We start from the raw sequence: 12,630 nt of genomic DNA on the forward strand, positions 1-12,630 counted from the left end.
CCAGTCGCTCATGGGGGAAACCCCCAAAACCGCGCTGGCTCCCCTTAAAAGGGGGGAACCGGAATCAAAGTCCCCCTTTTTAAGGGGGATTTAGGGGGATCTAGAATGTTTTGTTACCGAGAAGAAAACTTTTCAAACATCCTCTAAGCTAGGCAGAATAAGCACTACAGGTTTAAAATATGGCAACAACAGCTTTAATTGTCGGCGCAGGTAGTGGACTGAGTGCATCTTTAGCCCGCTTATTTGCCAAAGAAGGATTCACCGTAGCTTTAGCGGCTCGTCAAATTGAAAAACTTACTCAATTGACTAGGGAAATTGACGCAGTTAGTTTCGCTGCTGATGTCTCAAAGCCAAATGAAGTAGAACAATTATTTATTGATATTGATAATAAAATTGGTTCCCCGAATGTTGTTGTTTACAATCCCAGTTTTCGGGTGCGGGGGCCTCTTGTTGATTTAGACCCTGGTGAGGTGGCAAAAACCTTAGATGTAACTGCTTATGGTGGCTTTCTTGTGGCTCAAGCTGCTACCAAAAGGTTTTTGCAGCTTGGTGGTGGTGCTATATTTTTTACTGGAGCCTCAGCGAGTATTAAGGGTTATGCTCAGTCTGCTCCCTTTGCAATGGGTAAATTTGCACTACGCGGTTTAGCTCAAAGTATTGCTAGAGAATTAGCACCAAAGAATATCCATGTGGCGCATTTCGTGATTGATGGGGCAATTCGTTCAGCAGTTCGCCAAGATCCAGTAGATAATCCTGATAGTACTCTTGACCCAGATGCGATCGCTCAAACTTATCTCAGTATTCTACGCCAGCCCCGCAGTGCTTGGACTTATGAAGTAGAACTACGTCCTTGGGTAGAGAACTTCTAGCCTAGACAATTGTTACAAAAATGGTTTTGCAGGTATGAAAATTGATTTTGGTGCAACTGCTGTTGATTACGCAAGACACCGTGCTGGCTTTCCCAGTTCATTATTTAATAAACTGTCTGAATACGGTATAGGTTTACCAGGACAGAATATTGTTGACCTTGGTACAGGAACAGGAACACTAGCGCGGGGTTTTGCTGATAGAGGTGCTTATGTAATTGGCATAGATCCATCAGCATCACTTTTAGAACAAGCGAGACAGTTAAGCGAATCAACCCAAATTAAAGTAGATTATCGAGTCGCAACTGCTGAGAATACCGAGTTACCAGATGCAAGTGCTGATGTAATCACTGCTGGACAATGTTGGCATTGGTTTGATCGTCCCCGTGCTGTCCAGGAAGTTACTCGGATATTGAGAAAAAATGGCTCAATTGCGATCGCTCATTTTGATTGGATACCCTTAAAAGGTAATGTCGTCGAAGCCACAGAACAACTCATCCAGGCTCATAATCCCGCGTGGAATCTGGCCGGCGGTAATGGCTTGCATCCCTTGTGGTTACAAGACATTGGCGAAGTTGGATTCCGAGATATCCGCACATTTTCTTACGATGTATTTGTACCTTATACACACGAAGCTTGGCGGGGAAGAATTCGGGCGAGTGCCGGTGTGGGAGCTAGCTTGACACCAGAAAAAGTAGAAGTATTTGACCAGGAATTGGCTACATTACTCGAAGCAAGATATCCTACACAAATTCTTGAAGTTCATCATAGAGTTTGGGCAGCGATCGCCAAATCACCGATATAAAAAAGTATATATATAGTTATAGATTTATTAGCAATTGCTTCACAATGGCATCTTAAAACCATTCGGTTAGGGACTTCCAAGAAATAAATTACCCAAATAAACGTAGACGCTTCTCTACGAGACGCTATGCGAACGGCTTGCCGCAGGCTACCACAGAGGCACAGAGAACACAGAGGAATGAGAAGGAGAGTTTTTTTGTCAAATTTTTGGGTATTTTTTTATTTGGAAGTCCCTTAGCTTGTTTTTTAAGAGGAGATACCCCCAACCATTGGTGTCAACTTAGCGTGAAACCCTTATAAAGGCTTGATATTGAGTCTACTCACTTAGCATTACGAACGAGCCACATCACCCCACCCCGGTTTTAGACAAAATCGGGGTGGGGTTCTTCGCGTTTAATAAGCAATCAAGCGGACATAATCTGACTCAATACTGCTCGGTTAAGCCTAAAAAATAACTCTGGTGTAGGTTGGGTTGAGGAACGAAACCCAACATTTTCAGGGCTTTGTTGGGTTTCACTCCGTTCAACCCAACCTACAAATCTCCTTAACCGAGCAGTATTGTGATCTGACTCAGTTTCTTGCAGAAGTCAGTATATAGCGATTGGCAGTAAAAAAGGGAACAGTATATATTGTAAGGATAAAAACTTTACCAGATAATTTATGCTTTGATTTCTTACTTTATCAAAGTGAAGTTGACTTATATCCTATATCTAACAATAGTTTTATACTCCAAGCAGGAAGAACTATGACACATTTATTTACTCGTAATGACAACAGTAAAAATACTATATTAACCGTATTTTTAAGTACAGTATTTGATGGAGAAATCGCGCTTAGTGAGGCGATCGCATATCGGATGATGGGGACGAGTGAAGCAGTTAAACCTCAGCCAGTGGTTGTAACTCCAGTGGTGCTGCAAACGGTGACGGCTTTGGGGCGTGTGGAACCTGAAGGAGAAGTGATTCAAGTGTTTCCGCCTTCTTCAACGGAATCAGCCCGCATTCAACAGCTACGTGTGCAGCAAGGAGATTGGGTGAAGGCGGGGCAAGTGCTTGCAGTGTTGGATAATTATACTCGTCGTTTGGCAACTGTGAATATGGCGCTAGAAGAAGTGAGAGTGGCGCAAGCGCGATTAATGCAGGTACGAGCGGGGGCGAAACAGGGAGATTTACAAGCTCAACAAGCGGCGATCGCTCGTTTGGAAGCGGAATTGAAAAATGCTCAGGTAGAGGAGTCATCAGAAAAAGCCATGACTAGCGACACATAGCTAGTCGCTAGTCGTGGCTGATAATACAAAGCTAGTGGCCCTTGATAGGTTTGATTCTAGCGATCGCTTGTAGTAACATTTTTGGCAGCCAGAAAAGATAACAATATAGTTGTTTTGCCTGACTATAAAGCGAGAATAACTTTGCTTCACTCAATAAAGTATATGGTCGAACTGCTCTGAGAAGTTCTGCAAATTTATCTTCAGTCGCAGTTTTAACTGAACCACTGACAAAATAACCTTGTAAATGTGGAGGTAAGGGCCAGTTAATATTAGGATCTGGCTGATGTATTACAGGCTCAACATTTCCCCGCCATGCAACTCCCATAATTTGCATAGTTTGATAGACCATTGTGTTCCATCCTTTGTCTCTGAAGTAATCCAAGCCTTGTCCTACATCAGGAGAAGCCAAATCATGAAATAAAATTAAAGCATCTGCTTCTGCAAATTGTTCGCAAATAATTGCATCATTGAGCGGAGCCGGAGCTTCGTGATTACCATCTATAAATATCAATGACCATTTACGTTGAAATTTATTTGCTATCTCTTCAACTCTTTCAGGGCTGCATCCTGGTATTAGATTCACAGATTCCTTAACGCCTGCCGACTTTAGTGACTCTGTAACGCTTTCATTAAATAATTGTTCGGATAGCATCGGATCAATTACATCTAATTCCACCCCTGCTAGAGCCAAGTGACAAGCTGACCATCCCATCCAGCAACCGATTTCTAAAGCTTTTTTCCCCCGAAATTTCAAGGCTGTATTGTATAAAATATGAGCTTCATCTCTGCTCACAAATCCTACCTTTTGCCGTCGTTTATCCACATACCAGTTATGAGTAATATCCCGCCGTAAATAAAGCCAAAAAGAATCATATTTATTTCCTAAAATTATATTGGGAAAATATAAATCTGGCTGGATAGTGGAAAATCCTGACGAAACATAATCTCCTTTTGGCAATAAGTTTCCTTCAATCACTTTGACTGTCTTTTCACTCATAAGTTACTCTCTAAGTATTTGAAATTCTAGGTTGTGGGGTTACAATTCAACTGGTCACGCCGATAGCGTACCCCTGCGGGGGATCTTGCTATACGAAGCGTCTCGTAGAGAGGAACACCGCTCTGATAATCGGGACTGGGACTGTTAATACATTCCAAAGTTTGGGAAGGGTTGAAGCCCCGAACATAATTTTTCACTTCTTACTCAATCCCCAATCCCTTTTACTTTTCACCGTTTTTGTCCTCTTTTTTTCAGATTTTATGATAAATCAGAAAAAAAGAGATGTCTGCACCATTCACTTAAAAAGAATCGCACAATTTTAGGACAAATAACCATGATCGATCTTTATTATTGGACAACCCCAAACGGTCATAAAATTACGATTTTCCTGGAAGAAGTCGGCTTGCAATATACCATAAATCCTGTGAATATTGGAGCTGGAGATCAATTTAAGCCCGAATTTTTGAAGATTTCTCCTAACAATCGTATCCCTGCGATCGTTGACCATGAACCAGTAGATGGAGGTGCGCCGATTTCGGTATTTGAGTCTGGGGCAATCTTGCTATATTTGGCAGAAAAAACCGGGAAATTAATCCCGCAAGATTTACGCCAACGCACTCAAGTTTTAGAATGGTTGTTCTGGCAAATGGGCGGACTAGGGCCAATGGCAGGACAAAATCATCACTTTAGCGCCTATGCTCCTGAAAAGATTGAATATGCCATTAACCGCTATGTGAATGAGACGGGACGTTTATATGGAGTGCTGAATAAGCAACTAGCAGATAGAGAATTTGTGGCTGGCGCTTATTCCATCGCCGATATTGCCGCTTATCCCTGGATTGTGCCCCATGAACGCCAAAGTCAGAATCTAGAGGATTTTCCTTACCTCAAGCGCTGGTTTGAGACAATTAAAGCTCGTCCGGCAACAATTCGTGCCTACGAGAAAGCAGAAGCATTGAAAACTCAACCACTTGACCCAGATAAGTCACGAGATTTGTTATTTAACCAGTCGGCGAAGACTATTCAACCTTGAGCGTTCTAGGCGTTGAAGAAGAATCCAGAATTTAGAATGGGTGTAGCCTATTCTAAATTCTGTTTGATAAAACAATTAGCAGGATTGCGTGGGCTGATTAGCACCGGAAGCACAAGGTACAGCCGTTTCGCTGTTTATAGCTTTTTTGTTAGACAGAGAATCGCGCAGCAGTATTTGGTAGGATTGTGGATAACTTCGGCTACATCTATTGTTTTATTCTGCTTGGTATAGCGATCGCTCTGTTCTGGGTTTGGCTAGTCAAGCAAAAGCAATACAGCACTTGAAAGTCAGGTTAATTTAGTTTTAATTCAAGACTTGCCGCGTCTCCCGAAGTTCCGATCTTGTTAAAATGTATCGATGTCAATAAAGCAACATCTCTTAAAGAAAAAACCCGGTTGGTCTTTGGATGAGCGAGATCCAAAGTTCATAGAATCTCTGATGCCTTTATTAGGCTTTTTCTATAAGTACTATTTTCAGGTGCAAACTAGTGGCTGGGAAAATATTCCATCCCAAGAAAAAGTCTTATTTGTCGGTTCGCATAATGGAGGACTTGCGGCTCCCGATATGGGAATGGTGATGTATGACTGGTTCAAACGATTTGGTACGGAGAAACCCGTTTATGGTTTAATGCATCCCAAAGCTTGGCAGGTTAGCCAACCACTAGCGCAAATAGCTGCCAAGGCTGGAGCAATCATAGCTCATCCGAAAATGGCCTACACTGCGTTGCACTCTGGGGCTAGTGTGCTGGTTTATCCAGGTGGAGCCGAAGATGTGTTTCGACCGCATTATTTGCGTAACAAAATCTACTTTGCAGGGCGACAAGGATTTATCAAGTTAGCATTGCGAGAAAATGTGCCGATTGTACCTGTGATTTCCTGGGGCGCTCACGATACGCTGATTGTACTGGCTGACTTCTACAAAGTTGTGCAGCAACTCCACGAATGGGGAATGCCTTGGCTGCTTGGAATTGATCCAGAAGTTTTTCCAATCTATCTCGGATTACCTTGGGGATTAGCAATTGGCCCATTGCCCAACATTCCATTACCTGTGCCCATGTACACACGGGTTTGTCCGCCGATTGTATTTGAACGCTACGGTCGAGAAGCAGCTAGCGATCGCCACTATGTCAATGAATGTTATGAATTAGTTGTGAGTCAGATGCAGCAAGAGTTAGATAATTTAGTTAAGGTAACTGCTGAGTCGAATAGTAGGTGAGGGGGCAGGGGGCAGGAGATAAAAACTTACTTTATATATATGATTTTGAGTCCTGCATTTTGCACCTCACTTACTTTCAATCTGCTGTAATACTTAACTCCTAACTATTTTCCTAGCCGCCGCTAACTGGTGGAATCAATACGACTTCATCCCCATCTTGTAATAGGGTATCTGGTTCAACAAATATTAAATTAATCCCGAAGCGGGTGATGTCTCGCCATTGGGAAAGTTCAGGGTGTTCGGCTATGAGGCGATCGCATACTGCTTTGACTGGCATACTATTAGGAAATTCCAGCACCAGTTCCGAAACCTTAAAGGCTTCTTGATAAGCAGCGAACAATTTGACGGTAACGGTGATTGCAGATTTAGACATACAATATGCTTTGGCAGTACCAGCAAGTAATTTAATGCTTGACAAGCACCCTGAACTCTTGGGCTTAATTATACATTAATAACTAGCAAAGTTGTATTATTGGTAGATAATTATGTTTCCTAATCCAACATTTCTGGGTCAATTCCTAAAGCGTTGAGTTGTTCAGCAGAGAGAGTACGCAATTTCTCTACAATTCTCTCCCGCTTTTGTCGCTCAACTTCAGCCCGTTCCTCACCCGTTAGCAGTAAATTTCCTTGTGCATCCCACCAGCGCAACCAAGGTAACTCTGCATTCTGATAAAATCCTTGCCAGATTCCTAACTCTACCCCCATAGGAACAATTGGGTAATGTCCTCGTTCATTGGGTTGCATTAGTTCATAAGTATTATCGATTAGGTGGTAAACTTCAACTTGAGCTTTTGCTACTTCATAAATTCCATAATAAGGCACTCGAATTGCCTGTTCATAAACCCAAAATTTACCAACATTTCCACCTTCCCCTTGAGATGGCGGTGTGTTATTTCGTTCTTCTGAACCATCTCCAGAGACAAATTCAATCACAATTAGGGGTGCAACATACTCCTTCCACAGCACATAAGAACGCCGCATTTTACCGTCAAGGGTCGGCGGTACATTGGGTACATAAAACCAGTCTGGTGCTTCAGCCCCTTTCTCAGGAGGATCTGTCAATCGCCAGTAAATACCAGAATCTTGTCCGATACAATATTGACCGTCAGGATGAAGTTTTTCTAAAACAGGTTTAATTGAATCTGTAATTAAAATGCTTTGCGGATGCTCCTGAAGATTTTTCACAAATGTACCATCTGAGTCTGGTAACTGGGTGTGGTCAGGTAAAGTTAATGCCGATAGGGAAGTCATAGGCTTTAACCGAAGGTCTCTATGATTCTCATTGTAAATTATGATTTTGTATACTACTGAAAGTTGGCACTTCTATTGTATTACAATTATAATACATTGGATAAAAGTAATCCAGGTAGAAAAATGGACTCATCTGACATCATTACACAGCAAAGCTATAGTTCCCAGTTAAATAACTTTGAAGCAGGGGTGTTAGGTTTTTTAACAGAACAAGGTTTACCAACTGACTCTGTATTAGTTTCAGTAAATGAGCGTGTGATTGTTTTTAAAAATCTCGCCGATGTACTATCAAAGATTAATGATGAGCAGAAGCCCCGTTCTGTATACATCTCTAAATATATTGCTGCTGTAGCATCAGGTTTATTTGATGCAGCATTAAATTACTTGTGGGACGAAACAATTTTAGAGTTAAGAAAGCGGGTATCTCAATATGATATTTCATATTTTTATGATAATGCCGTAAATAGCCCAGAAAAACGTAAAAGCCTGAATTCAGAAGATGATTTAGTTAAAGTAAATGATAGTGAATTAATCGAGGGTGGCAGAAAAATAGGATTAATTTCAGAGATTGGATACAAGCATTTAGATACAATCAGATATATGCGTAATTGGGTGAGTGCCGCTCATCCAAATCAGAACGAGATTACAGGCTTGAAACTAGTTTCTTGGTTGGAAACCTGCATTATAGAAGTTATTTCTTTACCTTTGTCTAATGGAACAATAGAAATACAGAAATTTCTCAAAAATATTAAAAAAAATAATATTTCTGAATCGAATGCTAGACAAATAGCAGCATTTTTTATAGAGCTTAACCAAGAACAAACTAACAATTTAGCATCAGGATTATTTGGCATATACACACGCTTAGATACAACACCACAGACAAGACAAAATCTTCATAGGCTAATACCTTATCTATGGGATAGAGTCGATGAACAGGCACGTCAGCAATTTGGGACTAAGTATGGCAGGTTTGTTGCAAATAATGATCAACTAGAAGCAAAGCTTGCCCTTGAATTTCTGGAAATAGTTTCAGGCAAATCATATATTCCTGAAGCTCTTTTATCCGCAGAAATAGATACTGCTGTTGATAACTTACTTAATGCTCATCGCGGGTGGGATAACTTCAATAATGAGCCACCTTTTGCAAAAGCATTAGAAACGCTTATTAATGACAGGGGACAGGTTCCTCTTCAAATACGTGAAAAGTATGTTTTGGGGCTAGTAGAAGTTTTTCTTACTAATGGAAATGGAATTTCCCGCAATGCTGAAACCAGCTACAAGTCTCTCATTGAAAGATTTGATACAACTCAAGCAGTTATGGTAATTCTGTCTTTCAATAACACAATGGTTGCTAGCAAACTTCAGCATAACTTATGTCAAAACAAGTATCATGAACTTTTAAATATGATGAAATTAAAAGTTTCGGCTCCAGCAGTTAAGGAACTAATAGATGAAATTCAAAAATATAAAGGCCCATTACATAGGTTGAGAGAGCAATCAGATTTTAAGAAAAAAGTTGATATTATGCGAAAAATTATTTTTTAAAATAAGTAAGTAACAATGTAGGGCATGTTAAATTTTAGCAACACACCCTACCTGTTACAATATCTTACAGCATTGCTCTAGCTGCTGATTTTCAGGAAACACTAGGATCGTCAGCAGTTTTGATCTCTTTCAATATTCGTTCTACTTGGTTAACTTTTTCACCTCTATTCTGTTGTTTGAAAATATTTAAAGCTTTTTCTAAAGAAGATAGTGCTTCGTCTTTTTTATTTGTTTGCCACAATACCAATGCAAAATTAGTCAGGGCCTCGCCATAGTTAGGATTGATTTCTAGAGCTTTTTTATATTCAGTCATCGCTTCTTCCCAGCGACTTTGGCTAGCGTAAACCATACCGATCGCATTATAAGCTAAAGCGTATTTTGACTTGAGACGAATGGCTTCTTGATAGGCGCTAATTGCTTCTTCTGGCTTCTTTTGCCGAAAAAGCACATTTCCTAGTTGAAAGTGTCCAAAAGCATCGTCTGGGAATTTTTTAATTAACTTGCGGAAATTTTCCTCTGCACCTGTTAAGTCTCCCTGATTAAATAAAGCATTGGCTTGTTGCAGCATCTGCGATCGCTCTGATGGCCCTGTGTCTGAAAACTGAGCTAGTTTTTGTGGTTGTCTCTGTGCATTCTGTTCTGGCGGATGCAAAGAAACTTTTCCAGAAACCGCTAACGCTAATGGTGATAAACTAATTACAGTTAGAATACTCAGCATCATGCAGCTAAAAGGTTGAACAAATGCTGATTTAGGTTTGCTCTTCAGCTTCATCGCCCTCAATGCCTCAATAATGTTCTTATGTCCATCATAAAATGTGGGTGCGTTAGGTGAAATACACCACAAGTAGGAACGCACATCTGTGCATCCCTACAAGGTCAATTGAATGATTTACGTACCTTCCCGCAATTTATCCAACACACTTCTATCTTCTAATGTTGAAGTATCACCAGATACCTCTTGCCCAGCAGCTAGATTTCGCAATAAGCGCCGCATAATTTTACCTGATCGCGTTTTGGGCAAAGCGTCGGTAAAGCGAATTTCTCCTGGACGTGCGATCGCACCAATTTCTTTGACGACGTGCTGCTTGAGTTCTTTACTCAGTTCCTCACTTCCCTGATAAGTACCTTCTAAAGTCACAAAAGCAACTACTTCTTCACCTTTGAGTTCATCTGGCTTACCCACTACCGCCGCTTCTGCAACGGCTGGATGAGAAACTAAGGCTGATTCTACTTCCATTGTACCAAGGCGATGTCCTGATACATTCAGTACGTCATCCACACGACCCATGACCCAGAAGTAGCCATCTTCATCTTGTCTAGCGCCATCACCAGCAAAGTAAGTATATTTACCATTTTGGGGTGGAATATGTTCCCAATAAGTGCGGCGGAAGCGTTCTGGATCGCCGTAGACTGTCCGCATCATTCCTGGCCACGGATGGCGCACCGCCAGATAACCGCCTTCGTTATTGGGTACGGTGTTTCCTTCTAAATCTACGACATCTGCAATAATTCCAGGGAAGGGAAGAGTTGCTGAACCGGGTTTGGTGGGAATTGCCCCTGGTAATGGTGTAATCATGATACCGCCGGTTTCCGTTTGCCACCAAGTATCAACAATTGGACAGCGATCGCCACCAATTATTTTCTGATACCACATCCAAGCTTCTGGGTTAATCGGTTCGCCGACGGTTCCTAACAAACGCAACGAAGACAAGTTTCGTGCCTTGGGATGTTGTTCACCCATTTTAATAAATGCCCGAATTGCCGTAGGTGCGGTATAAAAAATATTAACGCCGTATTTTTCAATTACATCCCAAAAACAGCCAGGATTAGAAGCACGGGGCGCACCTTCATACATCACCGTCGTTGCACCGTTGGAAAGGGGACCGTAGACAATGTAACTGTGTCCCGTAATCCAACCTACATCTGCGGTACACCAATATACATCAGTATCTTGGAGATCGAATATCCACTTGGTGGTGATGTGGGTATACAGATTATAACCAGCAGTTGTATGCACTACGCCCTTCGGTTTGCCGGTGCTACCAGAAGTGTAAAGGACAAACAGCATATCTTCACTATCCATTGGTTCGGCGGGGCAATCGGCTGATACTCCTTTTTGTAAATCATGCCACCAATGATCGCGTCCGCCTAACTGCATATAAGTTTCTTGTCCGGTGCGCTTGACAACGAGGACATTTTCAACGCTGGGAACAGCACCATCAGCTAAAGCTTTATCTACCTGTTCTTTGAGAGGAACGATCGCATCTTTGCGCCAACCACCATCAGCCGTGATTACTAATTTAGCTGTAGCATCAATTAAGCGATCGCGTAAAGCTTCGGCACTAAAACCACCAAATACCACACTGTGGGGTGCGCCGATTCGGGCACAGGCTAACATTGCGATCGCAGCTTCGGGAATCATCGGCATATAAATACCAACGCGATCGCCTTTCTGTACACCCAATTGCTTCAATACATTGGCGAACTGGCAAACTTCCCGATGCAGTTGGGCATAAGTGAGGGTACGAGAATCACCTGGTTCTCCTTCCCAAATCAATGCTGCTTTATTTTTGCGCCAAGTAGTGAGATGTCTGTCAAGGCAATTGTAAGAAATATTCATCTTACCGCCAACAAACCACTTCGCAAAAGGTGGTTGCCAGTCTAATACTGTGTCCCATTTTTGGAACCATTCTAATTCTGTTCCAGCCAAATCTGCCCAAAATTGCTGCGGATCAGCTTTAGCTTTGTCATAGAGACGCTGATAGTCTTCTAGGCTTTTGATATGGGCATTCTGCGAGAATTCACTAGGAGGATGGAAGAGGCGGTTCTCTTGGAGGATTGATTCGATATTTGGTTCAGACATGGTTAGTTATGAGTGCGATCGCTATTATTACTAAAAACTATTCTTAGCCCAGTTGTGCTAGACGGTGTTTAGATTTTCGTTAAGCTAGGTAAAAATTGGTGAGTGAGTTATTTAGTTTACATTCATTTTCATCTACCAAAACCGAGCGATCAATAAATGTAAAGACGTTACATTGCAGCCTATCTACCGCGAATGTTGCAAAATATAAGTAGTCTTGACAAACAACGCCTGAAACTATGACGCTCATCGTCGATGCTAGTAGTCTATGTCTCAACGATGTTCATCGCTTTCTTAAACTGGAAGAACTTTCCAATGGTTCATTCACAAATTTTTTAAGTCTAGAACCACTGTCTGAGTTTGAACAGCAGGATTTATTGCGAATCAGAAATGACTTCGGTTGTTACTTAAATGCAAGGAAAGTTTCTGAAGGGCTGGTTAAATTTATAACATTCGCACCCTTGATGCGATTAGCAGGGTTTTATGATCTACCGATTCGGTTGACAATGGAAGATAGCATTGCGATCGCTGTCGAAGATGAAGACAGAAGAATTACCGGACGGATAGATATTTTAGCAATCAACAGCTTTCAAAGTAATATTGCACCGCCATTTTGGGTTGTAGTAATTGAAACAAAAAACAGTGCGATTGAAGTGGGTGAAGGTTTACCTCAATTATTGACTTATGCTTTTAAGAGTTTAGAGCAACAACCATCTGTTTGAGGACTGGTAACTAACGGACTGCGTTATCAATTTGTTCATCTAAGACATGACGAGCAGTCAAATTATC

12 protein-coding genes are annotated in these 12,630 nt (G+C 41.5%); 7 read left to right on the top strand and 5 right to left on the bottom strand.

The features are described 5' to 3' along the window. Positions 1 to 179: 179 nt before the first annotated feature. The 3 genes from IQ274_RS04155 to IQ274_RS04165 all read left to right on the top strand — a co-directional run bounded on the left by IQ274_RS04155 (position 180) and on the right by IQ274_RS04165 (position 2,937). Positions 180 to 869, top strand: coding sequence for an SDR family NAD(P)-dependent oxidoreductase (locus IQ274_RS04155; RefSeq protein ID WP_194141509.1), 690 nt, complete (start codon positions 180 to 182; stop codon positions 867 to 869). 34 nt (positions 870 to 903) lie between these two features. Then, positions 904 to 1,671 (top strand): class I SAM-dependent methyltransferase, encoded by a 768-nt coding sequence (locus IQ274_RS04160; RefSeq protein WP_163935278.1) that lies wholly within the window; start codon positions 904 to 906, stop codon positions 1,669 to 1,671. A 744-nt stretch (positions 1,672 to 2,415) separates the two neighbouring features. Further along, positions 2,416 to 2,937, top strand: coding sequence for a biotin/lipoyl-binding protein (locus tag IQ274_RS04165; RefSeq protein WP_194141510.1), 522 nt, complete (start codon positions 2,416 to 2,418; stop codon positions 2,935 to 2,937). Positions 2,938 to 2,968: 31 nt separating this feature from the next. Here the strand turns inward: IQ274_RS04165 and IQ274_RS04170 are convergent, their stop codons facing one another. Next, complete coding sequence (locus tag IQ274_RS04170; RefSeq protein ID WP_194141511.1) at positions 2,969 to 3,934, bottom strand: class I SAM-dependent methyltransferase; 966 nt, start codon at positions 3,932 to 3,934, stop codon at positions 2,969 to 2,971. A gap of 334 nt (positions 3,935 to 4,268) precedes the next feature. Between IQ274_RS04170 and IQ274_RS04175 the strand changes: the two genes are divergently transcribed. Both IQ274_RS04175 and IQ274_RS04180 read left to right on the top strand, forming a co-directional pair. Next, positions 4,269 to 4,967: a glutathione binding-like protein gene (locus tag IQ274_RS04175; protein WP_194141512.1), complete on the top strand. Its 699-nt coding sequence runs from the start codon at positions 4,269 to 4,271 to the stop codon at positions 4,965 to 4,967. 357 nt (positions 4,968 to 5,324) lie between these two features. Next, positions 5,325 to 6,182: a 1-acyl-sn-glycerol-3-phosphate acyltransferase gene (locus tag IQ274_RS04180; protein ID WP_194141513.1), complete on the top strand. Its 858-nt coding sequence runs from the start codon at positions 5,325 to 5,327 to the stop codon at positions 6,180 to 6,182. A gap of 112 nt (positions 6,183 to 6,294) precedes the next feature. Here IQ274_RS04180 and IQ274_RS04185 read toward each other — a convergent pair whose 3' ends face one another. Then, positions 6,295 to 6,555: a MoaD/ThiS family protein gene (locus IQ274_RS04185; protein ID WP_012412483.1), complete on the bottom strand. Its 261-nt coding sequence runs from the start codon at positions 6,553 to 6,555 to the stop codon at positions 6,295 to 6,297. A gap of 119 nt (positions 6,556 to 6,674) precedes the next feature. Next, positions 6,675 to 7,433 (bottom strand): Uma2 family endonuclease, encoded by a 759-nt coding sequence (locus IQ274_RS04190; RefSeq protein WP_163935293.1) that lies wholly within the window; start codon positions 7,431 to 7,433, stop codon positions 6,675 to 6,677. A gap of 123 nt (positions 7,434 to 7,556) precedes the next feature. On the opposite strand from IQ274_RS04190, the gene IQ274_RS04195 reads away from it, so the two are divergent. Next, entirely contained in the window at positions 7,557 to 8,981 is a 1,425-nt protein-coding gene (locus IQ274_RS04195) for a hypothetical protein (protein ID WP_194141514.1), read from the top strand. 91 nt (positions 8,982 to 9,072) lie between these two features. On the opposite strand, the gene IQ274_RS04200 is transcribed toward IQ274_RS04195, so the two are convergent. Together IQ274_RS04200 and acs are read right to left on the bottom strand one after the other, a co-directional pair. Then, the gene (locus tag IQ274_RS04200) at positions 9,073 to 9,753 is read right to left on the bottom strand and encodes a tetratricopeptide repeat protein (protein WP_163935308.1); all 681 of its coding nucleotides are present in this window, start codon (positions 9,751 to 9,753) and stop codon (positions 9,073 to 9,075) included. A 117-nt stretch (positions 9,754 to 9,870) separates the two neighbouring features. Beyond that, positions 9,871 to 11,844, bottom strand: a complete 1,974-nt coding sequence (gene acs / locus IQ274_RS04205; RefSeq protein WP_163935296.1) for an acetate--CoA ligase — start codon at positions 11,842 to 11,844, stop codon at positions 9,871 to 9,873. Positions 11,845 to 12,080: 236 nt separating this feature from the next. On the opposite strand from acs, the gene IQ274_RS04210 reads away from it, so the two are divergent. Next, a complete protein-coding gene (locus tag IQ274_RS04210) occupies positions 12,081 to 12,563 on the top strand; it encodes a restriction endonuclease subunit R (protein ID WP_322745177.1) in 483 nt (160 codons plus the stop codon). Positions 12,564 to 12,630: the final 67 nt, after the last annotated feature.

The sequence above is a fragment of the Nostoc sp. LEGE 12447 genome, assembly GCF_015206985.1.
Lineage (GTDB): Bacteria > Cyanobacteriota > Cyanobacteriia > Cyanobacteriales > Nostocaceae > Nostoc.